The organism is Nocardioides korecus, assembly GCF_054778395.1.
Genome location: NZ_BAAGZO010000004.1, coordinates 170360 through 196353, shown reverse-complemented (window position 1 = coordinate 196353; position 25994 = coordinate 170360). Strand labels below are relative to the sequence as shown.

28 protein-coding genes are annotated in these 25994 nt (G+C 73.7%); 14 read left to right on the top strand and 14 right to left on the bottom strand.

The genetic code is table 11. The features are described from left to right. Positions 1-50: 50 nt before the first annotated feature. Positions 51-953: a DMT family transporter gene (locus ACYVDA_RS09385; protein WP_460817588.1), complete on the top strand. Its 903-nt coding sequence runs from the start codon at positions 51-53 to the stop codon at positions 951-953. Positions 954-973: 20 nt separating this feature from the next. On the opposite strand, the gene ACYVDA_RS09380 is transcribed toward ACYVDA_RS09385, so the two are convergent. The 9 genes from ACYVDA_RS09380 to ACYVDA_RS09340 all read right to left on the bottom strand — a co-directional run bounded on the left by ACYVDA_RS09380 (position 974) and on the right by ACYVDA_RS09340 (position 8427). Beyond that, positions 974-1186, bottom strand: a complete 213-nt coding sequence (locus ACYVDA_RS09380; RefSeq protein ID WP_460817586.1) for a ferredoxin — start codon at positions 1184-1186, stop codon at positions 974-976. After that, positions 1170-2345: an NADH-ubiquinone oxidoreductase-F iron-sulfur binding region domain-containing protein gene (locus ACYVDA_RS09375; RefSeq protein WP_460817584.1), complete on the bottom strand. Its 1176-nt coding sequence runs from the start codon at positions 2343-2345 to the stop codon at positions 1170-1172. Before ACYVDA_RS09375 ends, ACYVDA_RS09380 begins: the two co-directional genes overlap by 17 nt. Continuing rightward, positions 2342-2905 carry a ferric reductase-like transmembrane domain-containing protein gene (locus tag ACYVDA_RS09370; RefSeq protein WP_460817581.1) on the bottom strand — a complete coding sequence of 188 codons (564 nt, stop codon included), beginning with the start codon at positions 2903-2905 and terminating at the stop codon, positions 2342-2344. Before ACYVDA_RS09370 ends, ACYVDA_RS09375 begins: the two co-directional genes overlap by 4 nt. After that, positions 2902-3846 carry an FAD:protein FMN transferase gene (locus ACYVDA_RS09365; protein ID WP_460817580.1) on the bottom strand — a complete coding sequence of 315 codons (945 nt, stop codon included), beginning with the start codon at positions 3844-3846 and terminating at the stop codon, positions 2902-2904. Before ACYVDA_RS09365 ends, ACYVDA_RS09370 begins: the two co-directional genes overlap by 4 nt. Then, entirely contained in the window at positions 3843-4256 is a 414-nt protein-coding gene (locus ACYVDA_RS09360; RefSeq protein ID WP_460817577.1) for a hypothetical protein, read from the bottom strand. The genes ACYVDA_RS09365 and ACYVDA_RS09360 overlap by 4 nt, the downstream gene beginning before the upstream one ends. Continuing rightward, positions 4253-4654, bottom strand: coding sequence for a hypothetical protein (locus ACYVDA_RS09355; protein ID WP_460817575.1), 402 nt, complete (start codon positions 4652-4654; stop codon positions 4253-4255). Before ACYVDA_RS09355 ends, ACYVDA_RS09360 begins: the two co-directional genes overlap by 4 nt. A gap of 182 nt (positions 4655-4836) precedes the next feature. Then, positions 4837-6333: a long-chain-fatty-acid--CoA ligase gene (locus tag ACYVDA_RS09350; RefSeq protein WP_460817573.1), complete on the bottom strand. Its 1497-nt coding sequence runs from the start codon at positions 6331-6333 to the stop codon at positions 4837-4839. A gap of 96 nt (positions 6334-6429) precedes the next feature. After that, positions 6430-7581 carry an acyl-CoA dehydrogenase family protein gene (locus tag ACYVDA_RS09345; protein ID WP_460817571.1) on the bottom strand — a complete coding sequence of 384 codons (1152 nt, stop codon included), beginning with the start codon at positions 7579-7581 and terminating at the stop codon, positions 6430-6432. A 45-nt stretch (positions 7582-7626) separates the two neighbouring features. Further along, positions 7627-8427, bottom strand: a complete 801-nt coding sequence (locus tag ACYVDA_RS09340; RefSeq protein WP_460817568.1) for an SDR family oxidoreductase — start codon at positions 8425-8427, stop codon at positions 7627-7629. Positions 8428-8499: 72 nt separating this feature from the next. Here ACYVDA_RS09340 and ACYVDA_RS09335 point away from each other — a divergent pair, with 72 nt between their 5' ends. The 3 genes from ACYVDA_RS09335 to ACYVDA_RS09325 all read left to right on the top strand — a co-directional run bounded on the left by ACYVDA_RS09335 (position 8500) and on the right by ACYVDA_RS09325 (position 12035). After that, on the top strand, positions 8500-9099 hold the full coding sequence (locus tag ACYVDA_RS09335; protein WP_460817566.1) for a hypothetical protein: 600 nt from the start codon (positions 8500-8502) through the stop codon (positions 9097-9099). A 313-nt stretch (positions 9100-9412) separates the two neighbouring features. Next, the gene (locus tag ACYVDA_RS09330) at positions 9413-11089 is read left to right on the top strand and encodes an ABC-F family ATP-binding cassette domain-containing protein (RefSeq protein WP_460817564.1); all 1677 of its coding nucleotides are present in this window, start codon (positions 9413-9415) and stop codon (positions 11087-11089) included. A gap of 43 nt (positions 11090-11132) precedes the next feature. After that, positions 11133-12035: an EamA family transporter gene (locus tag ACYVDA_RS09325; protein WP_460817561.1), complete on the top strand. Its 903-nt coding sequence runs from the start codon at positions 11133-11135 to the stop codon at positions 12033-12035. 4 nt (positions 12036-12039) lie between these two features. Here ACYVDA_RS09325 and ACYVDA_RS09320 read toward each other — a convergent pair whose 3' ends face one another. After that, complete coding sequence (locus ACYVDA_RS09320; RefSeq protein WP_460817558.1) at positions 12040-12708, bottom strand: LmeA family phospholipid-binding protein; 669 nt, start codon at positions 12706-12708, stop codon at positions 12040-12042. A gap of 123 nt (positions 12709-12831) precedes the next feature. Here ACYVDA_RS09320 and ACYVDA_RS09315 point away from each other — a divergent pair, with 123 nt between their 5' ends. From ACYVDA_RS09315 to ACYVDA_RS09305, 3 genes are all read left to right on the top strand, one after another. Continuing rightward, on the top strand, positions 12832-14412 hold the full coding sequence (locus tag ACYVDA_RS09315) for a long-chain-fatty-acid--CoA ligase (RefSeq protein ID WP_460817556.1): 1581 nt from the start codon (positions 12832-12834) through the stop codon (positions 14410-14412). A gap of 131 nt (positions 14413-14543) precedes the next feature. Further along, positions 14544-14891, top strand: coding sequence for a YciI family protein (locus tag ACYVDA_RS09310; RefSeq protein ID WP_460817554.1), 348 nt, complete (start codon positions 14544-14546; stop codon positions 14889-14891). A gap of 32 nt (positions 14892-14923) precedes the next feature. Beyond that, positions 14924-16216 (top strand): RNA polymerase sigma factor, encoded by a 1293-nt coding sequence (locus tag ACYVDA_RS09305; protein WP_460817551.1) that lies wholly within the window; start codon positions 14924-14926, stop codon positions 16214-16216. 63 nt (positions 16217-16279) lie between these two features. Here the strand turns inward: ACYVDA_RS09305 and ACYVDA_RS09300 are convergent, their stop codons facing one another. Beyond that, positions 16280-16993 (bottom strand): MBL fold metallo-hydrolase, encoded by a 714-nt coding sequence (locus tag ACYVDA_RS09300; RefSeq protein ID WP_460817548.1) that lies wholly within the window; start codon positions 16991-16993, stop codon positions 16280-16282. 83 nt (positions 16994-17076) lie between these two features. Here ACYVDA_RS09300 and ACYVDA_RS09295 point away from each other — a divergent pair, with 83 nt between their 5' ends. The 4 genes from ACYVDA_RS09295 (at position 17077) to ACYVDA_RS09280 (ending at position 20735) form a co-directional block, all read left to right on the top strand. Further along, positions 17077-17607: a TetR/AcrR family transcriptional regulator gene (locus tag ACYVDA_RS09295; RefSeq protein ID WP_460817546.1), complete on the top strand. Its 531-nt coding sequence runs from the start codon at positions 17077-17079 to the stop codon at positions 17605-17607. 56 nt (positions 17608-17663) lie between these two features. Beyond that, positions 17664-18452 (top strand): class I SAM-dependent methyltransferase, encoded by a 789-nt coding sequence (locus ACYVDA_RS09290; protein WP_460817543.1) that lies wholly within the window; start codon positions 17664-17666, stop codon positions 18450-18452. A gap of 68 nt (positions 18453-18520) precedes the next feature. Beyond that, complete coding sequence (locus ACYVDA_RS09285; RefSeq protein ID WP_460817541.1) at positions 18521-19897, top strand: MFS transporter; 1377 nt, start codon at positions 18521-18523, stop codon at positions 19895-19897. 28 nt (positions 19898-19925) lie between these two features. Next, entirely contained in the window at positions 19926-20735 is an 810-nt protein-coding gene (locus tag ACYVDA_RS09280) for a DUF2127 domain-containing protein (RefSeq protein ID WP_460817538.1), read from the top strand. On the opposite strand, the gene ACYVDA_RS09275 is transcribed toward ACYVDA_RS09280, so the two are convergent. Next, a complete protein-coding gene (locus tag ACYVDA_RS09275) occupies positions 20695-21264 on the bottom strand; it encodes an NYN domain-containing protein (RefSeq protein ID WP_460817536.1) in 570 nt (189 codons plus the stop codon). The two genes, ACYVDA_RS09280 and ACYVDA_RS09275, sit on opposite strands and share 41 nt — an antisense overlap. A gap of 10 nt (positions 21265-21274) precedes the next feature. Next, complete coding sequence (locus ACYVDA_RS09270) at positions 21275-22579, bottom strand: citrate synthase (protein WP_460817533.1); 1305 nt, start codon at positions 22577-22579, stop codon at positions 21275-21277. Positions 22580-22901: 322 nt separating this feature from the next. Between ACYVDA_RS09270 and rplM the strand changes: the two genes are divergently transcribed. From rplM to glmM, 3 genes are all read left to right on the top strand, one after another. Beyond that, the gene (gene rplM, locus ACYVDA_RS09265; protein ID WP_460817531.1) at positions 22902-23345 is read left to right on the top strand and encodes a 50S ribosomal protein L13; all 444 of its coding nucleotides are present in this window, start codon (positions 22902-22904) and stop codon (positions 23343-23345) included. Between the two features lie 32 nt (positions 23346-23377). Further along, positions 23378-23881, top strand: coding sequence for a 30S ribosomal protein S9 (gene rpsI / locus ACYVDA_RS09260; protein WP_460817529.1), 504 nt, complete (start codon positions 23378-23380; stop codon positions 23879-23881). Positions 23882-24015: 134 nt separating this feature from the next. Continuing rightward, the gene (gene glmM, locus ACYVDA_RS09255; protein WP_460817527.1) at positions 24016-25383 is read left to right on the top strand and encodes a phosphoglucosamine mutase; all 1368 of its coding nucleotides are present in this window, start codon (positions 24016-24018) and stop codon (positions 25381-25383) included. Positions 25384-25392: 9 nt separating this feature from the next. On the opposite strand, the gene ACYVDA_RS09250 is transcribed toward glmM, so the two are convergent. Beyond that, positions 25393-25971: a GNAT family N-acetyltransferase gene (locus tag ACYVDA_RS09250; protein WP_460817525.1), complete on the bottom strand. Its 579-nt coding sequence runs from the start codon at positions 25969-25971 to the stop codon at positions 25393-25395. Positions 25972-25994 lie beyond the last annotated feature (23 nt).

Genomic DNA, 25994 nt, shown 5'->3' with positions numbered 1-25994 from the left:
GCCGCCACCCGGTCGCGGGCGCGACCCGGGTCCGGGCGAGGATGGCGCTCGTGCGCACCCTGCTCCTCCTGGCCGTCGCCGTGGTCGCGGTGTCCCTGTCGGGACCCCTGATGGCCTACGCGGTGGTGCCGCCCCTGGCGATCGCCTTCTGGCGCAACGCCTTCGCCACCGTCGCCCTGGCCCCGACCGCCCTGACCACCCACCGCGACGGGCTCGCCACGCTGCGCGGCCGGCGGCTCGGGCTGGTGCTGGCCTCCGGGCTGGCCCTGGCCGTGCACTTCGCGACCTGGGTGACCTCGTTGACCCTGACCTCGGTCGCCTCGGCCACCGCCATCGTGTGCCTGCAACTGGTGTGGATCGTGGCGTGGCAGCTCCTGCGCGGTCAGAGGTACGCCGGCACGGTGGTCCTCGGGCTGGTCCTCGCCCTGACCGGTGTGCTGGTCGTCTCCGGGGTGGACTTCTCGCTCTCACCCCGGGCGCTGGCCGGCGACGGGCTGGCCCTGGTCGGGGGGATCGCCGCGGCGGCGTACACCGTCCTGGGCTCGCGGGCGCGGCAGAGCACGAGCACCACGACCTACACCTTCGTCTGCTACGGCTCCTGCGCCCTGGTCCTGGTGGTGACGTGCCTGGTCGCGGGACAGGACCTGGGCGGCTACCCCCTGGGGCAGTGGGGGCTGCTCCTGCTGGTGACGGCGACGGCGCAGCTGCTGGGGCACTCGGTCTTCAACCACCTGCTCGCGACGACGGGTCCGCTGGTGGTCTCGCTCGCCCTGCTGCTCGAGGTGCCCGGCGCCGCGACGATCGCGGCCTTCCTGCTGGGACAGACCCCGCCGCCGGCCGCGCTCGCCGGGCTCGCGGTGATGCTCCTCGGGCTGGCGCTGGTGGTGCTGGGGAACCGCGACCGAGCCGAGGCCCGGGTCGGCGTACCCCCGCTCGAGGCGCCGGTGGACTGAGCGCGGCGGGCAGCCCGGGGTCAGCCCGGCTGGTCGACCAGCCGCAGCGCCTGGAGCGGGCAGGCCTTGACCGCGCGGCGGGCGTGGTCGAGGAGGTCGGGCGGGACGGTGGGGTCCCTCTCGCCGGTGCGGGTCAGGGGGAAGCCCCACTCGTCGGGGGCCAGCAGCTCGGGCAGCAGCTCGGCGCAGGCGCCGTGGCCGTCGCACCGGGTCCAGTCAACGTGCACGCGCACGGCACTCACCCTCCAGGTGCTGCGAGACGTGGTCGGAGAAGGTGCGCATCGTGCTCGCGACGAAGCGCACCGTGCCGTCGGGGTGGGCGCAGGCGCCACGACCGTTCACCAGGGCGGTCATCCGGTCGACCTCGGCCAGCAGGCCCGGGTGGTGGCCGGGGCGGGCCAGGCGGCGCAGCGACTGGGCCATCCGGGGCAGGCCGTTGACGCAGGGGCCGCACTGGCGGGCGCTCTCCCCGGCGAGGTACGCCGCGATCTCGGCCGCGTGGACGAGCGGGCAGGCGTCGCGGTCCAGGACGTGCAGGACGCCCGCGCCCGGGGAGGCGCCGTACGCCGCGAGGTCGGCGCGGGTCAGCCGCGTCTCCAGGGCGTACGCCGGGACCCAGGCGCCGTGGTAGCCGCCGACGAGCACGGCGCCCACCCGGTCCAGGTCGGTGCCGGCGGCCTCGAGCACCGAGCGGAGCGTGGTCCCGCGGGCCACCTCGAGCACGCCGGGGTGGGTCATCAGGTCCGCCGACGAGGCGGTGATGGTAGTCAGGAAGGTGCCGGCGTCCTCGGCCGTGCCCTGCTCGCGGAACCAGCCAGCGCCGTGGCGCGCGGCCAGGGCGAGCTGGGCGAGGGTCTCGGCGTTGAGCACCAGGGTGGGTCGGCCGCCGACGCCCTTGCGGTAGACCGGCACCAGCGGGTCGGTGGGCACCGGCGGGCCGCCGTCGACCTGGCGCACGAGCGCCGACTCCTGCCCGGCGACGAAGCCGCCCTCGAGGTCGAGGACCTCGACCTCCGTGCCGGCGGCAGCGGCGCGGACGGCGGTGGAGTCGACCTCCGGGCCGGTGGCCAGGACCGCGCGCCTCGCCTCGAGCGTGCGCGCCAGCAGGGCCAGACCGTCGACGACCAGGCCGGGGGAGTGCTGGAGCAGGACGGCGTCCTTGGAGCTCAGCGGCTCGCCCTCCATCGCGTTGCCGACGACCACGGGGTGGCGGCCCGCGACGCCGGCGATCTTGCGGGCGGTGGGGAAGCCCGCGCCTCCCCGGCCGGTCAGGCCGGAGGCCTCGGTCAGGGCGACCAGCTCCTCGGGGGCCAGGCGCGGCAGGGGCGTCTCGGGCGCCGCACCCAGGAGGCGACGGGCGCCGGTGGGGCGACGGGTGTCGAGCTCGGTCATCGGATCACGTTCCTGGAGGTGCGGGCGTTGCCGCGCTCGGCGTACGACGGGAGGAGGCGCCAGCCCACCGAGGCCGCGACGACCGCGGTGCAGACGACGGCGATGGCGTCCATCCACAGCGACCCGGCGTCGGTGCCGGTGCCGAGCGAGTGGAGGAGCGCGACCGGCCACAGGGCGTACGTCGCCCAGTGGACGGCCTTAAAGACGCGTGGGCCGACCTTGTCGCGCAGCAGGCTGACGACGGTGACCACGATCAGGAGGTCGACGGCCAGCGTGCCGAGCCCGAGCCAGAAGGTGCGGTAGGTGCCCACCCAGGGCAGGACCAGGTCGACCACCTCGAGCTGGGCGTAGGGGTCGAGGAGCAGCGTCCCGACGTGCACCGCGATCAGGCCGACGCCGGTGAGTGCGGCCGTGCGGTGGACCTCGTTGAGCCCGAACCGCCCCAGGCCGACGGCGTCGCGTCCCGACCGGGTCAGCACGCCCAGGGCGAGGGTCAGGGTGAACATCACCAGGGCGACCAGACCGGTGCCGCGGCCGAGGGCCCACAGGGCCTCGCTCATGCCGCCACCTCCTGCGGCCAGCCGCCGAGGGTGACGACCGGGCCGTGGTGGGGGACGAGCCGGACGGGCCAGCCGGTCGCGCGGAGCCAGCCGACGGCGTCGGCGCCCTTGACCAGGGCCGCGGTGGTCACGGTGTTGGCCTGGAGGCACGTCGGTGCCACGACGGTCGCGCTGCGCCACGGGCCGCGGGTGGGCTCGCCGGTGCGCGGGTCGAGCAGGTGGTGACGGGGGACGCCGTGCTGGTCCCAGGTGCGCTTCGCGCTGCTGGAGGTGGCCACGGCGGCCCCGGGCGTGAGCGTGATCTGCTGCGGCACGTCGTCGGGGAGGTCCTGCACGGTGACCTGCCAGCCACCGTCGGGTCCGGGCCCCGCGGTGGCGATGTCGCCGCCCAGCGAGACCAGCACCCCGGTGCCGAGGCGGTCGTGCACCAGCCGGGCGCACCGGTCGGCCGCCGAGGCCTTCGCGGTGGCGCCGAGGTCGAGCTGGGTGCCGGGGGCCATCTGCAGGTGCGTCCCGTCCAGGCTCAGGGACCTCCAGCCGGGGGCGCGGCGCACGACGACGGGGACCGGACGCGGTGCGCCCTCGGTCCGCAGCACCGAGATGTCGCGGTCGTAGCCGATGCTGACCAGCGCCGATCCCAGCGTCGGGTCCAGGGCGCCGTCGGTCTCGCGGGCGGCCTCCAGGGCCTCGCCGACCAGCTCGGCCAGCAGCGGGCTCACCTCGGCGCCGCCGTCGGCGTCGCGCACCAGCGTCATCAGCTCGCTGTCGTGCCGGAAGCGGCTGCAGGCCAGCTCGACCGCGAGCAGCTCGTCGTCGACCAGGGCGCGGGCGTCGTCGAGCGTCGCCGGGTCGGTGACGACCAGGCGGGCCCGGGTGCTCCACAGGTCCCAGTCGCTGGCGGCCGTCCCACCGCCGGTGATCGCGTCGTCCACCGTGGTCACGACCCGCTGGTGGAGGCGTTGCTGGTGCTCCCGCTGCCGCTGGAGACCAGGCCCGAGGTGGTCGAGCTCGCCTTGCTGCTGGTGCTGCTGGTGCTGCTGGTGCTGCTCGTCGCGCTGGAGCTGTTCGTGCTCGAGGAGGCGGTGGAGGTGCTGGAGGAGGTGTCGGCGGTCGCGTTCGCGACCACGAGGGCCCCGGCGCCGGCCACGGAGGCCAGGACGGCGCCGCCGGCGACGAGGGCGCGGGCCCGGCCGACGCGGCGGGTGCTGCGGGCGCGGGCGGCCTGCTGCGGGGTGGTGGGCAGGGGGAGCGGGCGGTGCTGGGGCTGCTGCGGCGTCTCGTTCATCGTGGTCTCTTCTCCGTGCGAGGGGTGGTGGTGTGCGTCGTGGGGGTCGCGGGGGTCCTGGCTCACGAGCCCCCCGAGTGGCCCTGGGGCGGCGCGCCGCCGCCCGGCGTGGCGAGCCGGCCCGAGGAGGAGGAGCCCGAGGTGCCCTGCTGGGTGCTCGGCGTGGCGGACCGCGTCTGCGGGGCCTTCTGGGCCTGGGCCCGGCGGTGGTGCCGGGGGCGCGTGGTGGTGGTCGCGGTGGCGCTCGGGCTGGCGGTGGGCGTGGTGCTGCTCGGCTCGGTCGTGCCCGTGCCCGTGCCGCCGGTGGTGGTGGTGCCGGTCGAGCCGCTCGCGGTGGTCGCGGCACCGATGGCGACCGCGGCCCCGAGGGCACTGACGGTGCCGGCGGCCACGACCCCGCGCCGCACGGTGCTGGTGCGGCGGGCCTGGCGGTCCCGGTCCTCGGGCAGCTGCTGATCGCTCATGTGTCCCACCATGGCCCCGGAGGCTGTGTGCTTCCTGTGAGCGACCTGCACGACCTGTGTGCCGCGCGGGGGTGCCGTCAGTCCACGTTCAGGTGCTGCGGCGGGGACGCTCCGCGGGCAGGCGTACGCCGACCCCGGGCGCCGCGGGCTGGGTGCGGCGGCCGGGGCCGGGGAGCGTCGGGTCAGTCGGTGAAGCGGGTCCGCAGCTCGCGCTTGAGGACCTTGTGGCTGGGTCCGGTGGGGAGCTCGTCGAGCAGGTGCACGACGCGGGGGTACTTGTGCTTGGCCAGGTGCTCGCGCGACCAGGCGATCAGCTCGGCTGGCTCGAGCGTCGCCCCGTCGGCCGGCACGACCACGGCGCAGATCTCCTCGCCGCTGCTGGCGTCGGGCAGCCCGATCACCGCGACCTGCGCGATCCCGGGGTGGCGCATCAGCACCTCCTCGACCTCGCGCGGGTAGACGTTGAAGCCGCCGCGGATGATCAGGTCCTTGGTGCGGTCCACGATCCAGATGAAGCCGTCCTCGTCGAGGCGGCCGATGTCCCCGGTGCGGAACCAGCCGTCGACGATGGACTGCGCGGTCGCCCCGGGGTTGTCGAGGTAGCCCTGGAAGACGTTGTGGCCGCGGATCACGATCTCCCCGAGCTCGCCGCGCGGGAGCAGCCTGATCTCCTCGAGCAGGTGCTCGTCGGCGATCTCGACGTCGACGCCCCAGATCGGGTGGCCCACGGTGCCGGCGCGGGTGCCGAACCAGGGCTGGTTGACCGAGGCGGTCGGCGAGGTCTCGGACAGCCCGTAGCCCTCGTAGACGGTGGTGGCGAAGGTCTTCTCGAAGTCCTCCAGCACGGCCACCGGCAGCGACGCCCCACCCGAGACGCACTCGCGCAGGTCCGGCAGCTCGGTGGCGGCGCGGGCGGCGGTGAGGAGGTGGATGTACATGGTGGGCACGCCGAAGAAGAGCGTGGTGGCCTCGGTCCGCATGATCTCCAGCGCCTGGACCGGGTCGAACCGCGGCTGGAGCACCAGGGTCGCGCCCACGCGGAAGGTGGAGTTCATCGACACCGTCTGGCCGAAGGTGTGGAACAGCGGCAGGCAGCCCATCACCACGTCGTCGCGGCGGATCGGGTTGGCGTCGAACGCGTTCACGGTCGCGTTCATGACCAGGTTGAGGTGGCTGAGCACGGCGCCCTTGGGGCGACCGGTCGTCCCGCTGGTGTAGAAGATCACGGCCATGTCGTCGGCGTCGCGACTCACGTGCGCCGCGATGGGCTCGAGGCCCGCGGCGAAGCCGGTCACGTCGTGGGCGGGCACGCCGGCGGCCTGCGCGGCCCCGCCGGCGACGTCGGCGAAGGTCGCGTGGTGCAGCACCGCCTGGGCGCCGGAGTGCTGGACGAGGTACGCCGCCTCCTCGGCGTTGAGCAGCGTCGGCACGGGCACGACCGTGGCGCCGGCCGCGAGGATCCCGTAGTAGGCCCGCACGAAGTCGGTGACGTTGGGGCAGACCAGGGCCACCCTCGACCCGGCCCCCAGACCCTGCTCGACCAGCCCGGCGGCGTACCGCCTCGCGTCGCGCCACAGCTCCGCGTAGGTGACCCGCTGGTTGCCCTCCACGACCGCGACCTTGTCGGGGACGCGGCGGGCGGACTCGGCGAGGATGCTGGCGAGGGACAGGACGGTCATGCGTCTCCTAGGTGAGGGGGATGGGCGGTCGCGACAGGCGGGACGCGCTCGACCGACGAGGGGTCCCGCTGGTCGAGCCGTTCGAGCCGTTGGGGGTCAGAGGAAGGCGCTGACGCCGGTCTCGGCGCGGCCGATGAGCAGCTTCTGGATCTGGCTGGTGCCTTCGTAGAGCGTCATCACGCGGGCGTCGCGGAGGTACTTCTCGGCCGGGTACTCGTCGACGTAGCCCGCGCCGCCGTAGACCTGGATGGCGTTGTTGGCCGCGCGCACGGCGGCCTCGGAGGCGTAGAGCTTGGCCTTGGACGCGGCCGTGCCGAAGGGTTCGCCACGGTCGATCAGGTCGGCGGCGCGCCAGACCAGGAGCCGCGCCGCGTCGGCGTCCAGGGAGATGTCGGCGATCATGTCCTGCACCAGCTGGAAGGACGCGATCGTGCGGCCGAACTGGGTCCGGGTGACCGAGTGCTCGACGGCGATCTCCAGGCAGCCCTGCACGATCCCGACGCAGCCGGCGGCCACTGCGACGCGGCCCTTGTCGAGCGAGGACATCGCGATCTTGAAGCCGGTGCCCTCCTCGCCGAGCATCGCCGAGGCCGGGACCCGCACGTCGGTGAGGAACAGCTCGGCGGTGGCCTGGCCGCGCAGGCCGAGCTTGCCCTTGATCTCGCGGGCCTCGAACCCCTCGGTGTCGGTCGGCACCAGGAAGGCCGAGATGCCGCGGGGACCGTCGCCGCCGGTGCGGGCGAAGACCAGGGCGACGTCGGCCCAGGTGCCGTTGGTGATGAACAGCTTCTGCCCGTTGAGGACCCAGTCGTCGCCGTCGCGGCGCGCCTTGGAGGTGAGGTTGCCGGCGTCGGAGCCGATGTCGGGCTCGGTCAGGCCGAAGCAGCCGAGCACCTCGGCGGTCGCCAGGCGGGGGAGCCACTCCTGCTTCTGCTCCTCGGTGCCGTGGAACAGGATCGACTTGCCGACCAGGCCCGACGAGACCGAGACGATGCCGCGCAGGGCGGAGTCGGCCCGGCCGAGCTCCTCCATGGCGATGGCGTAGGTGACGTAGTCACCGCCGACCCCGCCGTACTCCTCGGGGATGGTGAGGCCGAAGAACCCGAGCTCGGCCATCTTGGGCACGATGTCGAGGTCGACGGCCTCGCGGCGGTCCCACTCGGTGCGGTGCGGCACGGCCTCCTTGTCGAGGAAGGCGCGGGCAGCGGCGCGGAAGCTCTCCTGCTCGTCGGTGAGGCTGAGGTCCATGCCGGCCACCCTACGACCGGGACCGGCCGGCCGGTCGGGGTGTGCTCAGACGCCGCCGGTGAGGGTGACGCCGCCGTCGAGCACGACCGTCTGGCCGGTGGTCCAGGCCGACTCCTCCGACAGCAGGAAGGCCACGGTCGCGGCGACGTCCTCGGGGGTCCCCAGCCGCTTCAGCGGGTACGCCGCGGCGACCTGCTCCTCGCGCCCCTCGTAGAGCGCAGTGGCGAACCGGGTCTTCACCACGGCCGGCGCCACGGCGTTGACCCGGATCGCCGGGCCGAGCTCGACGGCCAGCGACTCGGTCAGGCGGATCAGCATCGCCTTGCTCGCGCCGTACAGGTCGATGCCGGGGGCGGGCCGCAGCCCGGCGACCGAGGCCACGTTGACGACCGCGCCGCCGTGCTCGCCGAGCCAGGCGCGGTGGGCGGCCTGCACCCACCCCAGCGCGGCGATGGTGTTGACCTCGGTGATCTTGCGCGCGGCGTCGAGGTCGAGGTCCATCAGCGGTCCGTAGACCGGGTTGATGCCGGTGTTGTTGACCAGCAGGTCCAGGCTGCCGAAGGTCGCGACGGCCGCGGCGACGGTCTCCTCGCGGTGCTCGGCGTCGTCGGCGCCGCCCGCGACCCCGAGTGCGTGCTCGGGCCCGCCGAGCTGCTCCACGGCCGCGTCCAGCGCCTCGCGCTTGCGGGCGGTGACGACCACCCGCGCGCCCTCCTCGACCAGCCGCTGGGCGATGCCCAGGCCGATGCCCCGGCTCGCCCCCGTCACGACGGCGGTCTTGCCCGCCAGACCTCGCAGTCCTCGCAGTCCCGGCACGTGCTCCTCCAGATCCGCCGGCTCGCTCACCGGCTCGGTAGCCTTCAGGGCACTGTGCCACGCCTTCTCGCACGACCCTCGAGCCCCCGACCCGACCGACGCGTGCCCGGGCTGCTGGCCGGCCTGCTGGGGGTGCTCGCGCTGGTCGTCTCCGCGTGTGGCGCCCCGCCGGTCGAGGTCGACGCCAACGACCCGCAGACCGCGATGCGGCTCGCCGACCAGTGGGTCCAGGGGCTGCCGGCGTACGCCGCCACGACGCGTGCGCCGGACGCGTTCGTCCCCGCGCTCACCGAGGCCACCGGGGACGAGAAGGCGGTCGCGGTCGTGCGCCGGGCGGGCAGCGTCGGCGACGGCGTGAGCCGGATGCAGCGGGGCCTCCGGGCCTGGGTCGAGCAGTCGCTGCGGTCGACGGCGGGCGAGACCGGACCGGGCGGGGTGCGTGTGGTCGGGCTGTCGGCCGCGCGGGCGCAGGGCCACCTCCAGCGGGCCGCCGCCGCCCTGGGCAAGCCGAGCACCCCGATCGACGACGCGACGATCCGGTCGCTGGGCCGTCAGGCCGGGATCACCCGGGCCGCCCGTCTGCAGGCGCTGGCCGCGGCGTACGCCTGGGGGCTCGCGCCGTACGCCACCCCCGACGCTCCCGCCCACCCCGCCGCCGAGCTCCGCCGCACCCTCCGCTCCGGCCCGCCGGCCCAGCGCTAGCCCACCGGGGCATCCGCGCACGCAGTCCTGCGCCGAGAGGGGCATCCCCGCACGCAGTCCTGCGCCGAGAGGGGGTTCCGGACACGCCCGGGGACGCCGACCGGGGGATCGCGGCACGCCCGCGACGCCCGGACGAGAGCCGCAGCGTGCGCGGATCCCCCTCTCGGCACCTGCTGGTGTGCGCGGGCCCCCCTCTCGGCGGCTCCTGGTGTGCGCGGATCCCCCTCTCGGCGGCTGGTGGTGTGCGGGGATTCCCCTCTCGGCGGGGGAAACCGATGTGACAGGGCGGAGCGGGGGCGGGGATGATCGGGGCGTGGGTCATGTCGAGGTCGCCGGGGTGCGCTACGAGCTGCCGGACGGGCGGGTGCTGCTCGACGACGTCTCGTTCCGGGTCGCCGACGGGGCCAAGGTCGCGCTGGTCGGGGCCAACGGGGCCGGCAAGACCACCCTGCTGCGCATCGTCACCGGCGAGCTGGTCCCGCACGCCGGGGCGGTGACCCGGTCCGGCGGGCTGGGCATCATGCGCCAGGCCGTCGGGCGCGAGGCCACGAGCGTCGCCGAGCTGCTGCTGTCGGTCGCCCCCGACCGCGTGCAGCAGGCCGCCGCCGAGGTCGACCGGCTCGAGCTCGCGCTGATGGAGGCCGACGACGAGCCCACCCAGATGGCGTACGCCGGCGCGCTGGCCGAGTTCGCCGACGCCGGCGGCTACGAGATCGAGGTCGTGTGGGACACCTGCTGCACCGCGGCGCTCGGGGTCGGGTTCGACCAGGTGAAGTACCGCGACCTGGCCACCCTCTCCGGCGGTGAGCAGAAGCGGCTGGTGCTGGAGTACCTCCTGGCCGGTCCCGACCAGGTGCTCCTGCTCGACGAGCCCGACAACTTCCTCGACGTGCCGGGCAAGACCTGGCTCGAGCGTCGGATCCGCGAGTCGCCCAAGACGATCCTGTTCATCAGCCACGACCGCGAGCTGCTGGCCAACACCGCGACCCGGGTGGTGACCGTCGAGCTCGGCGCGGCGGGCAACACCGTGTGGACGCACCCCGGCGGCTACGCGGCGTACCACCAGGCTCGCCGGGACCGCTTCGAGCGCTTCGAGGAGCTCCAGCGGCGCTGGGACGAGGAGCACGCCAAGCTCAAGGCGCTGGTGCTGCGCTACCGGGTCAAGTCGGAGTTCAACGACGGGCTGGCCTCGCAGTACCGCGCCGCCCAGACCCGGCTGCGCAAGTTCGAGGAGGCCGGCCCGCCCGCGGGCCAGCCGCGCGAGCAGCAGGTCACGATGCGCCTGACCGGCCGCCGCACGGGCAAGCGGGCGGTGGTCTGCGAGCAGCTCGAGCTCGAGGGCCTGATGAAGCCCTTCGACCTCGAGGTCTGGTACGGCGAGCGGGTCGCGGTCCTGGGCTCCAACGGCTCGGGGAAGTCGCACTTCCTGCGGCTGCTCGCCGCCGGGGGAAGCGACCCCGACGTCGAGCACCGCCCGGTCGGCGACGTGCCGATCGCGCCGGTGCGCCACCGCGGGCGGGCCAAGCTCGGGGCACGGGTGCGACCGGGCTGGTTCGTGCAGACCCACGCCCACCCCGAGCTGCAGTCGCGCACCCTGCTCGACGTGCTCCACCGCGGCGACGACCACCGCAACGGCCTGCCGCGCGAGCCCGCGTCGCGCGCGCTGGACCGCTACGAGCTGGCCCACGCCGCCGACCAGACCTTCGGCTCGCTCTCGGGCGGGCAGCAGGCGCGCTTCCAGATCCTGCTGCTCGAGCTGTCCGGGGCGACCCTGCTGCTGCTCGACGAGCCCACCGACAACCTCGACGTCGAGTCGGCCGAGGCGTTGGAGGAGGGCCTGGCCCGCTTCGAGGGGACCGTCCTCGCGGTGACCCACGACCGGTGGTTCGCCCGCGACTTCGACCGCTACCTGGTCTACGGCTCCGACGGCGAGGTCTACGAGTCCGACGGTCCGGTCTGGGACGAGGAGCGGGTGGTCCGCGCCCGCTGAGGTCGCCCGTCGAGGGGGACGCCGCGGCCCCTAGGGTGGGGCGGTGGTCGAGGGGGCGTGGCGAGGGAGTGCTGCCGCCGTCCCGGCACCCCTGCTGGTCCTGGCCGGGGTGCTCTCGGTGCAGTTCGGCGGGGCGCTGGCCGCGACGCTGGTCCCGACCATCGGCGCGGGCGGCTCGGTGCTGCTCCGGATCGGCTTCGCCGCGATCATCCTGGCCGCCGTCGCCCGGCCGAGGCTGCGGGGCCACTCCCGGCGGTCCTGGGCCACGGTGGTGGCCTTCGGAGTCGCGCTGGCCGGCATGAACTGGGCCTTCTACGGCGCCCTGGTCCACCTCCCGCTGGGCGTCGCGGTGACGGTGGAGTTCCTCGGCCCGCTGGTCCTGGCCACCGTGCTCTCGCGCCGGCTGCTGGACCTGCTGGCCGTCGCGGCCGCGGCGGCCGGCGTGCTGCTGGTCTCGGAGGCCCTGACCGCGCCGCTGGGTGACCTGAGCCTGGTCGGCATCGGGCTCGCCCTGGTCGCGGGGGTGTGCTGGGCGGCGTACATCCTGCTGAGCGGGCACACCGGGGCCGCCTTCCCCGGTCTGGACGGTCTGGCGATCGCGATGGTGGTCGCCACCCTCGTGGTGCTGCCGGCGGGGCTGTCGGCGGACCACCTGTGGACCACCGAGCACCTCGCCAAGGGCGTGGGGCTGGCACTGCTGTCCTCGCTGCTGCCCTACTCCCTGGAGATGCTGGCGCTGCGCCGGCTGGCCGCCTCGGTCTTCGGGATCCTGCTCTCGATGGAGCCGGCCGTGGCCGCGCTCGCGGGCCTGCTGATCCTCGGCCAGCGGCTGCACGCCGCGCAGGTCGCCGGCCTGGTGCTGGTGGTCGTGGCGAGCGCGATCGTGACCGGCAGCAACCGGGGTGGTTCGGACGCACCGGAGCCCGGCCGGATCGAGGCGACCTGACGACTCAGGGGTAGGCGAGGTCGCGGCCCACGAGCCGCAGCCGGACCCCGCCCGGGGTGGCGCTCAGCGAGGTCGGGCGTACGCCGAAGGGCAGGCCGGTCAGCGGGATCCGCGTGCCCAGGGCCTCCTCGAGCACCGCGGCGACCCCGCTCGGCAGCGACCCGCCGGCCAGTGAGCTGCCCAGGGAGACCGCGCCGTCGAGCAGCGTCGGCGTGATCGTGACGCTTGGGGTGAGGGTCTGGCCGGCCACCTCGATCCGCTTGCCCGCGCGCACGCGACCCTGGCCGCCGTAGGAGATCCGCAGCCCGGTCAGGCGGCTCAGCTCGGCATACGGCACGGTCGCCGTCGCGCGGGCCCGGGCGGCCGAGAACCGGGAGAAGTCCTGGTTGGTGCGCACGTCGGTCAGCACCACGCGGACGCCGCGCAGCCGCAGCCGCCGGCCCTGGGCGCCCGCCTGCACGTCCGCGTCGCTCACCACCACCTCGCCGTAGTGCCGCCGCGCGAACTGCGTCAGGAACGGGAAGCCGGCGACGTGGACGTCGGGCTTCGTGCTGAGCCGTTGGGAGTCCTGGAGCGAGGAGGCCGCCACGCCCTCCGCGACGTACGCCGCCAGCCGGTCGGCGCCCACGGCCACGACGACGAGCACGACGAGGACCCAGAAGAGCTTGCGCACCGCCCCATCCTGGCGGGTCGGTCCACGTCGGACCGGGAACCGCGCGCCGTTGCCGGCCGTTGTGGCCTGTGTCACGCTCAGCCCTCTCGGAGCACCGCCGCCCGCTCACCCCAGGAGACCTCGATGACCGCCGCGACCGCCGAGCTCGCCCCGCCGACCTTCCTCGACGACCGCCTCGCCCACTGGGCGCGCGAGACCCCCGACGCCGAGGCGTTCACCTACCTGGGCCGCACGTGGACCTGGGCCCAGACCGAGGAGCGCGTACGCCGACTGGCCGGCGCCCTGCGCGAGCTCGGGGTCGGGCGTGGCGACGTGGTGTCGTTCCTGGACAAGAACCACCCCGCCTGCGTCGAGCTGACGATGGCCGCGGCCTCGCTGGGGGCCGCCAACGCGATCGTGAACTTCCGTCTGGCCGGTGCCGAGATCGACTACGCGGTCAACGACTCCGGCGCGACGGTGCTGCTGGTCGGCTCCGAGCTGGTGCCCACCGTGGACCGGATCCGCGACCGCCTGACCCACGTGCGGCACGTCGTCGAGGTGACCCCGGACGGCGCGGAGGGCGACGCCTACGAGGCGCTGCTGGCCGGTGCGACGCCGCTCGGGCGGGACCCCGAGGTCACCCCCGACGACGTCTGCCTGGTGATGTACTCCTCCGGCACGACCGGCCACCCCAAGGGCGTGATGCTGACCCAGGCCAACATGCTGGCCCACACCCTCAACGCCCACGACGGCTGGGCCTTCGACCCCGGTAACAAGAACATGGTCTCGATGCCGCTGTTCCACGTCGGCGGGTCGTCGTACGTCCTGTTCGGGATCCACGACGGCGTCCCCTCGGTGATGACCCGCGACCCCGACGGCGCCTCCCTGGCCGGGGCGATCCTGCAGGGCGCCAACCGCACCTTCCTGGTGCCGGCCGTGCTCGCCCAGGTGCTGCAGTCCGGCGACGACGCGATCGCGCTCTTCGGCCGGCTCAAGACCTACTGCTACGGCGCCGCCCCGATGCCGCTGCCGCTGCTGCGGGCGGCGATCCAGGCCTGGCCCGACACCGACTTCATCCAGGTCTACGGCCTCACCGAGGTGTGCGGCGTGATCACCCACCTGATGCCGGCCGAGCACCGCGACGCCGAGCACCCCGAGCGGCTGGTCAGCGCGGGGCAGCCGCTCCCGGGTGCGGAGGTGCGGGTCGTCGACCCCGGCTCCCTCGAGGACGTGCCGGAGGGCGAGCACGGCGAGCTGTGGTTCCGCAGCGCGCAGGTGATGAAGGGCTACCTCGGCAAGCCCGAGGCCACCGCCGAGGTGATCACCGCCGACGGCTGGTTCCGCACCGGCGACATGGGCAAGGTCGACGCCGACGGCTACGTCTACGTCGAGGACCGGCTCAAGGACATGATCATCTCGGGCGGGGAGAACATCTACAGCCCCGAGGTCGAGCGGGTCCTGGCCGAGCACCCGGCCGTCGCGGAGGTCGCCGTCATCGGGGTCCCCGACGAGCGCTGGGGCGAGACCGTCAAGGCCGTCGTCTCCCTGCACCCCGGTCAGGAGGCGACCGAGGAGGAGCTGGTGGCCTGGTGCCGCGAGCGCCTGGCCCACTTCAAGTGCCCCAAGACCGTCGACGTCACCGGTCTGCTGCCCCGCAACCCCACCGGCAAGATCCTCAAGCGCGACCTGCGGGCGCCGTACTGGAAGGACCGCCGGCAGGTCTGAGGCCGCGTCGAGAAAAAGATCCGGACCCGATGTCGAGAACGCCCACCCCCGTTCGACGTACGTCCGAGAAGCAGGCCCCACCACCACACCAGGAGTGATCGAAGATGCCGCGTTTCATGGGTTTCGTCAGGATGGAAGAGAACATCGGGATGCCCCCGAAGGCGCTGTTCGAGGCGATGGACGCCTACATCGGGGAGCGCGCCGCGAAGGGGACCTTCCTCGACGGCGGCGGTCTGTTCGGCACCGAGGACGCCGTGAACTTCGTCGTGCGCCAGGGCGAGGTCAGCCGCGTCGACGGGCCGTACGCCGAGGGCAAGGAGGTCGTCGGCGGCTGGGCGATCACCGAGTACGCCACCCGCGAGGAGGCGATCGAGGACCAGCGCCTGTTCGCCCAGCTGCACGCCGACCACTGGCCCGAGGTCACGGTCGTCTCCACGATGCGCCAGATCTCCGACGGGCCGGACGCGCCGACCGAGTGAGCCGTCCCCGGGGCCGCGCCTAGGCTGGCGCGGTGCCGGGACCCTCGACGCTGGACGAGGACGACGGGCCCACGAGGGCCGTCGTCGCCACGTGGCGGGCCGAGTCGGCCCGCCTGGTCGGCGCCCTCACGCGGATGACCCGTGACGTGGCGCTGGCCGAGGACCTCGCGCAGGACGCGCTGGTCGCCGCGTTGGAGCAGTGGCCGGTCTCCGGCGTGCCCGACAACGCCGGCGCCTGGCTGATGACCACCGCCAAGCGGCGGCTGGTCGACCACGTGCGCCGCGCCGAGACGCTGCGACGCAAGGTCACCGAGCTCGGGCACGCCCGCGAGGGGGAGGAGCAGCAGGTGCCCGACCTCGACGACCAGGTCGACCACATCGAGGACGACGTCCTCCGGTTGGTCTTCCTGTCCTGCCACCCCTCGCTGAGCCCCGAGTCGAGGGCCGCGCTGACCCTGCGGCTGGTGGGCGGACTGACCACCGCCGAGATCGCCCGCGGCTTCCTGACCTCCGAGACCACGATGGGTCAGCGGATCTCCCGGGCCAAGCGCACGCTGGCGCAGGCGCGGGCGGAGTTCGAGCTGCCGACCGGGGCCGAGAGGGCCGCGCGCCTGGGCGACGTGATGGCGGTCGTCTACCTCGTCTTCAACGAGGGCTACAGCGCGACCGCGGGCGAGGACTGGACCCGTCCCGACCTCGCCCACGAGGGCGTCCGCCTGGCGCGGCTGCTCTCCGACCTCGTCCCGGACGACGTCGAGGTGCTCGGTCTCCAGGCGCTGCTCGAGCTCCAGGGCTCGCGGCTGGGGGCGCGCACCGACGCCGACGGCCGGCCCGTGCTGCTGGAGGACCAGGACCGCTCCCGCTGGGACGCGGTGCAGGTGCGACGGGGGCTCTCGGTGCTCGCGTCCGCGGAGCGGCTCGCCGCGCGGGGGGATCCGGTCGGGTCCTACTTCCTCCAGGCCTCGATCGCCGCCGAGCACGCCCGCGCCGCACGTCCGGGGGACACCCGGTGGGGCCGGATCGCCGCGCTGTACGACGTCCTGGCCACCGCCGCGCCCGGCCCGGTCGTCGAGGTCAACCGCGCCGTCGCCCACGGCCGCGCCCACGCCCCGGCCGCCGGCCTGGCCGTCCTCGACGCGGTGCCGCCGGACGCCCTCGGCGGCTCACCGCTGGTCCCGAGCGTCCGGGGCGACCTCCTCGAGCGGGCCGGCCGCCACGCCGAGGCCGCCGCCGCCTTCACCGAGGCGGCCGGGCGGACGCGGAACGAGGGCGAGCGCACCCTGCTGCTGCGCCGGGCTGCGGAGAACGCCGACCGGCCCGGTTGAGCCCGGTCGCGGCGTCTCGTCGGTCGAGCAGGGCCGCCTGGCCCGTGGTCGAGACCAGGCCCGTCAGCGCGCCGCCCGGCGCACCTCCGCCTCGACGGCGCCGAGCTCGCCCTGCCACGGCGTGCCGTGCCCGGGCAGCACCCAGGAGGCGTCCAGCCCGGCGAGCCGGCCCAGCGAGTCGAGCGCGAGCGCCGGGTCGTCGGTGAAGGGCGCCGGCTGGAGCCCGCGCCGGCCGGTCAGCACGTGCTTGGTGGTCAGCGCGTCGCCGACCATGACGGCGTCGGCCAGCGGCACGTGGACGGCGACGCTGCCGGGGGAGTGGCCCGGGGTGCTGACGATCCGCGGCTCGCCGGGCAGGTCGAGCGTCTGGCCGTCGCGCACCTCGACGACCTCGGTCAGGGCCTCGCTCCGCCACGCCCGCTTCGCGACGGCGTACGCCGTGAACCCGAGCAGGGCTCCCGGCCGCACCGGCCCGAGCCCGGTCCTCGGCTTGGGTCCACCCTTTGCGCGGTCGGCGTCGTCGACGTGCACGAAGACCCGGACGCCGTGCTCGCGGCGCAGCCGCTCGGCGAAGCCGGTGTGGTCGGAGTCGCCGTGGGTGAGGACCAGTCCGCGCACCTCGTCCAGGCGTCGGCCGAGGACCTCGAGCTCGCGGACCAGGTCGGCCCAGTGCCCCGGCAGCCCGGCGTCGACGACGGTGACGCCCTCGTCGGTGGTGACCAGGTAGGCGGCGACGGTGTCGTTGCCGATGCGGTGCAGGTGGGGGCCGATCTCCATGGCGTGCTCCTCGGGTGTGGTAGACAAAGGCTACGGTAATTAGCCATCATGGCTAACGTCAATAGCCTTCGAGAGGAGTCGTCGTGCCGGCACCGGAGCGGACGTCGCTGGCCGAGGTCGTGGCCGCGGGCTGCGCCCTGCTGGAGGAGGCCGGTCCCGCGGGCCTGACCATGCAGGCGGTGGCCGCGCGGGTCGGCGTACGCGCTCCGTCGCTGTACAAGAAGGTCCGCGACCGCGACGAGCTCCTCGGCCTGGTCGCCGCCCACGCCGCCGAGGACGTCGGCGCCCGGCTGGCCTCGACCGACGGCACGCTGGCCGGCCTCGTGCGCGCCTACCGGTCCTTCGGCCACGACCGGCCCGAGGCGTTCCGGCTGCTGCTGACGACCCGCCCCGACCCGGGCACGCCGCAGCGGATGTCCGAGCCCGTGCTCCGCGCCGCCGAGGCCCTGGTCGGCCCCGACCGGGCGCTCGAGGCGGCGCGGTTCGCCACCGCCTGGGTCACCGGGTTCGTGAGCATGGAGCTGGCGGGGTCGTTCCACCTCGGTGGCGACCTCGAGGACGCCTTCGACTACGGGCTCGAGCGACTCGCGGCGGCGCTCGTCCCGACGACCTGAGCGCCGCGACGGGTGCGGATGGTTCGATGTGGTCCCCGCTACCGGAGGAGCCGCACGTGGACGAGCCGATCGACGTCGTCGAGCACAACCGGGTCGCCTGGGACAGCCTCGTCGCCGCGCAGGATCAATGGACCCGGCCGGTCACCTCCGAGGAGGTCGAGCGCGCCCGGGCGGGGGAGTGGTCGATCGTGCTGATCGGCCACGAGCCGGTCGACCGCTCGTGGTTCCCGGCCGACCTGGCCGGCGTCGACGTCCTGTGCCTGGCCGGCGCGGGCGGTCAGCAGGGCCCGATCCTGGCGGCGGCCGGGGCGAACGTGACCGTCTTCGACAACTCCCCGGCCCAGCTCGGCCAGGACGAGCTGGTCGCGGCGCGGGACGGCCTGGACCTCACGACGGTCCTGGGCGACATGCGCGACCTGGGCGCCTTCGCCGACGGGTCGTTCGACCTGGTCGTGAACCCGGTCTCCAACGTCTTCTGCCCCGACCTGCACCCGGTCTGGCGCGAGTGCCGGCGCGTCCTGCGGCCCGGCGGCGAGCTCCTGGTCGGCTTCATGAACCCCGACATCTTCATTTTCGACTACGAGCCGATGGAGGAGCGGGGAGAGCTCGTCGTGCGCCACCCGCTCCCGTTCTCCGACGCGGCCGACCTGTCTCCCGGGGAGCGCGACCGCGTGTTCGGACCCCAGGCCGCCCTGGAGCACAGCCACACCATGACCGACCAGGTGGGCGGTCAGCTCGCGGCCGGGTTCGTGATCACCGACTTCGCCGAGGCGCCCCACCACGACTCACCGACGAGCCGGTTCATGCCGGGGTACTTCGCGACCCGGGCGCGGACGCGCGGCTGAGGTCGCGACGACGGTCGCCGGGCCACCTGCTCGACCGTCGTGGGAGGGGTGGGTCGTAACGTCCTGGGGTGAACAGGACGACGACGAGCAGCGCGGCCGGTGAGGACCGCGGGGGCATCCTCTCGCCGGCCCACCTGGCGACCACCGTGGGGATGTTCGGGCTGATCGCGTTCGTGGCGTTCGAGGCGATGGCCGTGACGACCGTGATGCCGACCGTCGCGCGCGACCTCGACGGCCTCGGGCTCTACGCGCTCTCCTTCGCCGCGCCCCTGGCCAGCGGCGTCGTGGGGATGGTCGGTGCCGGCATGTGGAGCGACCGTGCCGGGCCGCGCGCCCCGCTGCTGATCGCGATGGCGCTGTTCTCCCTCGGGCTCCTGGTCTGCGGCACGGCGCCGAGCATGGAGGTGCTGATCGCGGGCCGGGTCCTCCAGGGCCTGGGCGGGGGCGCCCTCGTCGTGGGGGTGTACGTCGTCGTCGGGCTGCTCTACCCGAGCGTCCTGCAGCCGGCGATCTTCGCCTCGTTCGCGGCCGCGTGGGTGCTGCCGGCCCTGTTAGGACCCGGACTCGCGGCCCTGGTCGCGGGTGCCCTGGGGTGGCGGTGGGTCTTCACCGGCACGATCGCGCTGGTGGTCCTGGCGCTCGTGCTGATCGCCCCGGCGCTGCGACGGATGGAGGCCCACCCCGAGGGAACCGCCACGCCGGTGTCGCGCCTGGGGTGGGCCTGCGTCGCCGCGGTCGCCGTGCTCGCCCTGGAGCTGCTCGGCTCGGCGACCGGCCTGGCCCGGGGCGGCGCGGTCGTCGCTCTCCTCGTCGTCCTCGTCGCCGTCGCGCGGCTGCTCCCCGCCGGCACGTTGACCGGGCGGCGCGGGCTGCCGGCCGTCGTGGCGACCCGGGGGCTGCTGAGCGCGGCGTTCTTCTGCGCGGAGGCCTACGTCGTCTACGTCCTGCAGGACCGGTGGGGTCTCTCGGTGGGTCACGCCGGCATCGCCCTCACCCTCGTCGGCGTGGTGTGGGCCCTGGCCAGCCAGGTGCAGTCCCGGCTCGGGGCCCGGATCACCCACGAGCAGGCCATGCGGGCCGGCACCTCGGTGGTCCTGGTCGGCATCGTCGCCCTCGGGGTCACCGTCGCCCTCCGGGTCGCGGGGAGCGGGCTGTCGGCGGTGCTACCGGTCGCGGCGTACGTCCTCGCGGGGGCCGGCATGGGCTTCGCCTACCCCCGCACCTCGGTGGCGATGCTGGACGCGTCGACCGACCGCGACCGCGGGCTCAACTCCTCGGCGCTCTCGGTGGCCGACTCGATGGGCGCCGCCCTGGCGCTGTCGGTGGCTGGCGTGGGCTTCGCGGCCGCGGAGCGCGGCGGCGTCGACCCGTTCCTCGTGGTCTACGTCCTGGCCGGGGCCATCGGGCTCCTCGGGGTGCTGGCTGCGGCGAGGACACGCTCCTGAGAGGCCCTGCCTCGCTACGGTGAGGCTCGTGAACTGGCGGCCGAGACGGCACTACGACTGGAACCTGCGCTCCTGCGGCAGGCACGGGCACGTCACCTACCGCCCCGACGAGGAGGCGCTCGCGGCGCGGCTCGGCACCCGGACCGAGGTCGGGGAGGCGTGGCGCTGCCTGCGCTGCGGCGACTTCGTGCTCGGGGAGCCGCACGGGAGCGGGCCGGCCGACGAGGCCCCGCTGGTGCTGCGCGGCGACGCGCTCAAGGACGCCTTCATCCTGCGCCTGCTGGCGCTCGAGCGGGCGATCCGCGGGCTGCTCCTGGTCGCCCTGGCGTACGGCGTCTACCGGTTCCAGGGCAGCCAGGACGCGCTGAACCAGGTGTTCAAGCGGGACCTCCCGCTGCTGCGCCCGGTCGCCGACAAGCTCGGCGTCGACCTGCAGTCGGCCGGGCCGGTCAAGCTGATCCACGAGGCGCTGGCGGCCAACCCCTCGACGCTGCGCCTGGTCGCGCTCGGGGTCCTGGCGTACGGCGCCCTGGAGCTGCTCGAGGCGGTCGGCCTGTGGCTGATGAAGCGCTGGGGTGAGTACGTCGCCGTGGTCGGCACCGGGATCTTCATCCCCCTCGAGATCTACGAGCTCGTCGAGAAGCAGACCTGGTTGCGCATCGTCGCGTTCGTCCTGAACGTCTTCGCCGTCGTCTACCTGGTCTGGGGCAAGCGGCTCTTCGGCGTGCGCGGCGGCAAGGAGGCGTTCGAGGCCGAGCGGCACGGCGCCTCGCTGCTGGAGATCGAGGCGGCCGGCCTCACAGGAAGTCGAGCGGGTCGAACTCCTCGATCGGGATGATCCGCACGCGGGGCAGGGTCTCGCGGAAGGCCCGGACGTCGTACTCCAGGTCGAAGGTCTCCAGGCCGCGCGCGATCAGCGGCGTGAAGTGGTGGTTGCGGAACTCGTCGAACCCGACGATCCCCACGCGGCGTCGGCCGTCGAGCAGCTGGGTGACCTGCGGGACGAAGTCTCCGTCGTTGCTGACCAGCACCACGTCGGCGTCGCGACGGGCCAGCTCGGCCATCGTGCGCTGGATGGCGATGTCGACGACCTTCTCGCCGGCGTCGCCCGACAACGGGACGGGCCGGTAGCCGATCGCGGTGAGCGCCTGCACGAACGACATCGGCAGCTCGGCGTTGACGGCGAGGAAGAACAGGCCGGAGGGAGTCGTGCCCCACTCCTCGTCCACGAACTGGAGCAGGCGCTCCCAGCGCGGACGCTCGGCCGAGTGCGGCCGTCGACCCAGGATGGAGCCGCCCAACGTGGCGTCGATGTTCTCGCCGTCGACGAGGACGTACGTCGGACGTGCTCCACCCTGATCGGTCATGACCGGCGGATCACTTCCAGCGCTCGGAGGCCGGGACGAAGTCCAGGGTCCGGTCGCCGGTGTAGATCTGCTTGGGACGGGCGATCTTCTGCTCCTTGTCCTGCACGAGCTCCAGCCACTGCGCGAGCCAGCCGGGGGTGCGGCCGATCGCGAACAGGACGGTGAACATCTCGGGCGGGAACTGGAAGGCCTCGTAGATCAGGCCGGAGTAGAAGTCGACGTTGGGGTAGAGCTTGCGCTTGACGAAGTACTCGTCCTCCAGCGCGATCTTCTCCAGCTCCTGGGCGATCTCCAGGAGCGGGTTGACCCCGGTGACCTCGAAGACGTCGTCGCAGGCCTTCTTGATGATCTTGGCGCGGGGGTCGTAGTTCTTGTAGACCCGGTGCCCGAAGCCCATCAGCTTCTCGTTGCCGTTCTTCACGCCCTCGATGAAGGCGGGGATGTTCTCCTTCGAGCCGATCCGCCGCAGCATCCGCAGCACCGCCTCGTTGGCGCCACCGTGCAGCGGGCCGTAGAGGGCGCCCACGCCCGCGGCGACCGCGGAGTAGGGGTCGACCTGCGAGGAGCCGACCGAGCGGACCGCGTTGGTCGAGCAGTTCTGCTCGTGGTCGGCGTGCAGGATGAACAGCACGTCGAGGGCCTTGACCAGGCGGGGGTCGGCCTCGAACTTCTGCTCGCTCATCTTGAACAGCATCGCCAGGAAGTTGGCGGTGTAGGAGAGGTCGTTGTCGGGGTAGACGTAGGGCTTGCCCTGCGCGTGGCGGAAGGCCCAGGCGCCCAGGGTCGGCATCTTGGCGATCATCCGCACGATCTGCATGTGGCGGTTGTCGGCGTCGGCGATGTTGTTCGACTCGGGGTAGAAGGTCGACAGCGCCCCGACCGAGGCCATCAGCATGCCCATGGGGTGGGCGTCGTACCGGAACCCCTGCATGAAGGTCTTCACGTTCTCGTGGAGGAACGTGTGGTGGGTGATCTCGTGCTCCCACGCGGCGTACTCCTCCTGCGAGGGCAGCGCGCCGTGGATGAGCAGGTAGGCGACCTCGAGGAAGTTGGACTTCTCCGCGAGCTGCTCGATGGGGTAGCCGCGGTACTCGAGGATCCCCTTCTCACCGTCGATGTAGGTCACCGAGCTCTTGCACGAGGCGGTGTTGACGAAGCCGGGGTCGTAGGTCGACAGACCCGGGCTGTCCTCGTCGATCTTGATCTGACCGAGCTCGGCGGCCTTGATGGCGCCGTCACTGATCTGGATCTGGTACTCCTTGCCCGTCCGGTTGTCCCGCACGGTCAGGGTGTTGTTGTCACCGGTGTCGGTCACGTCGGCTCCTCGCACTCCTGTGCTGGCCCCTGGCCGGTCGGCCCGAGGCACGTCCGGTCAACCTATGCCCCGGGGTGTCGTGTCAACCACCGGGTCAGGCGTTTTGCGCATCCGCCGGACCGGTTGGTATCTTGAGTGGTCGCGTCTCCTGCCGCGTCCGGTCACTTACGCGCCTCGCGCGTGCGACCGGGTGCAGTCCCGGGTGGCTGGTGGCCGGATCTCCGGTCCCACTTCCCTGTGCAGTGTTCGTCAGAAGGCGTGGTTCCACCACCGTCGCGGGAAACCCCCCGGGACGGCCACGAACGAGTAGTGAGGCACCACCGTGCGCACGTACAGCCCCAAGCCCGGCGACATCCAGCGTGAGTGGCACGTCATCGACGCTGCCGACGTCCGCCTGGGTCGCCTCGCCGTGACCGCAGCCACGCTGCTGCGCGGCAAGCACAAGCCTATGTTCGCCAACCACATGGACGTCGGCGACTTCGTCATCATCGTCAACGCCTCGCAGGTGTCGCTCTCCGGCACCAAGGCGACCCGGAAGATGTCCTACCGCCACTCGGGTTTCCCGGGCGGTCTGACGGCCACCCCCGTGGGTGAGCTGCTCGAGAAGGACGCTCGCAAGGCCATCGAGAACGCGGTCTGGGGCATGCTCCCCAAGAACCGCCTCGGTCGTCAGATCCTCAAGAAGCTCAAGGTGTACGCCGGTCCCGAGCACCCGCACACCGCCCAGAAGGCCAAGCCCTTCGAGATCAAGCAGATCTCCCAGTGACCACATCTTCGAACGAACAGGCAAGGAACACCGTGGCTGACGAGACCACCCAGGACGAGACCGAGACCTTCGAGACCAACGAGCAGGGCATCGCCTACTCCTCGGAGAGCGCCCCCAGCGCCGACGCCCCCGAGCGTCCCGCGACCATCGCCCCCGCCGCGGCCACCGGCCGTCGCAAGGAGGCCGTCGCCCGCGTCCGGATCGTCCCCGGCAGCGGCAAGTGGACCGTCAACGGTCGCGAGCTGGACAGCTACTTCCCCAACAAGCTGCACCAGCAGGTCGTCAACGAGCCCTTCGCGACGACGCAGCTCGAGGGCCGCTTCGACGTGATCGCCCGCATCCACGGTGGCGGCATCACCGGTCAGGCCGGCGCCCTGCGTCTCGGCGTGGCCCGCTGCCTCAACGCCATCGACACCGAGGCCAACCGCCCCGAGCTCAAGAAGGCCGGGCTCCTCACGCGTGACGCCCGCGTCATCGAGCGCAAGAAGGCCGGTCTCAAGAAGGCCCGCAAGGCGCCCCAGTTCAGCAAGCGCTGACCCAGGCCTCCCGCCAGGTCACGCACGTCGGCCGTCCCGCAGCCCATCGGCTGCGGGGCGGCCTTCGTCGTTGTAGCGTCACGTACGCGGACAAACCGCACCTGTTCCACCGGTCCCCACCGAAGGGTTCTCACATGGCACGCCTGTTCGGCACCGACGGGGTCAGGGGCCTGGCCAACGCCGACCTGACCGCCGAGCTGGCGCTCGACCTGTCCGTCTCCGCCGCCCACGTCCTGGCCGAGCGCGGCTCCTTCGAGGGCCACCGGCCGGTCGCCGTGGTCGGTCGCGACACCCGGATCTCCGGGCAGTTCCTCGAGGCGGCCGTGGTCGCGGGCCTGGCCTCGGCCGGCGTCGACGTGCTGCTGCTCGGTGAGCTGCCCACCCCCGGCGTCGCGTGGCTCACCGCCGAGCTCGACGCCGACCTCGGCGTGATGCTCTCGGCGTCCCACAACGCGATGCCCGACAACGGCATCAAGTTCCTCTCCCGCGGCGGGGTCAAGCTCGACGACGCCATCGAGCGCGCCATCGAGAAGCGGCTGCGCGAGCCCTGGGACCGCCCCACCGGCGGCACGGTCGGGCGGGTGCGCGTCCACGAGACCGCCGTCGAGCAGTACGCCGCCCACCTGGTCTCCACCATCGGCGGCTCCCTCGGATCCGGCGACGCGCCCGCCCGGCCGCTCAAGGTCGTCCTGGACTGCGCCCACGGGGCCGCCTCGCAGGTCGGCCCGCTGGCCCTGGCCGAGGCCGGCGCCGAGGTGGTCGCGATCTGCGCCGAGCCCGACGGCCTCAACATCAACGACGGGTGCGGGTCGACCCACCTCGAGGTCCTCCAGCGGGCGGTCACCGAGCTCGGCGCCGACGTCGGCTTCGCGCTCGACGGCGACGCCGACCGCTGCCTGGCCGTCGACGCCTCCGGCGCGGTGGTCGACGGCGACCAGCTGCTCGCCATCCTCGCGCTGTCCATGCGCGAGGCCGGGGTGCTCCACGAGGACACGGTCGTGGCCACGGTGATGAGCAACCTCGGGTTCGTCCAGGCGATGCGGTCGGCCGGGATCGGCGTACGGCAGACGAAGGTGGGGGACCGCTACGTCCTGGAGGCGATGAAGCACCTCGGGTTCACCCTCGGGGGCGAGCAGTCCGGCCACGTCATCATGAGCCAGCACGCGACCACCGGCGACGGCATCCTGACCGCCCTCCACGTGCTCGACCGGATGGTCGCCACCGGCCGGACGCTGGCCGACCTGGCCGCGGTGATGACCCGGCTGCCGCAGGTGCTGGTCAACGTGCCCGGCGTCGACAAGGCCCGCGCCGACGAGGACTTCGTGCTCGCCGCGGCCGTCGCCGACGCCGAGGCCGAGCTCGGCGACTCCGGCCGAGTCCTCCTCCGGCCGTCGGGCACCGAGCCGCTCGTGCGCGTCATGGTCGAGGCCGCGACCGCCGAGCAGGCCGGTGCCATCGCGGACCGCCTCGCCGTGGTCGTCAAGGACCAGCTGGCGCTGTAGGGCCGCGGGTCATCCGGCCCGGTCGGTGCGCAGCCGGGCGTGGACGTGCATGTCGTGCCAGCCGTCCTCGTGCAGTGCCGAACCGCGGGCGACGCCCTCGGCGGCGAACCCCGCGCGCAGGGCCACGCGGCAGGACGGCTCGTTGAGGGTCGAGTGCCTCAGTGAAACCCGGTGGAAGCCCTGGGCGAGGACCCAGTCCGTCATGGCCCCCAGCGCCCGGGTGGCGACGCCGCGGCCACGGGCCGCGGGCAGCACCCAGTACGCCGCCTCGGCCTCCCCCTCCGCCGGCTCCATCGTGCGCAGTCCCACCCGCCCGACCAGCTCGCCCTCCTCGACGACGGCCCAGCCCGCGCCGGTCTCCGCGGCCCACCGTCGGTGCTGCTCCTCCACCCAGGCGCCCGCCTCGGCGGGGGTGAGCGAGCGGACGTGCCAGCGACGGATGTCCGGGTCGTCGTACGCCGCTGCGAGGGCGTCGGCGTCGCGGGCGTCGAAGGGTCGCAGCCGCAGGTCACCGGCTCGGACCACGGGCTGGGGGTGGGCGCCGAGGGTGCCGGCGGGGACGACCGGCGGGAGCATCGCGGGAGGCACACCTCATCGTCACCGACGGCGGC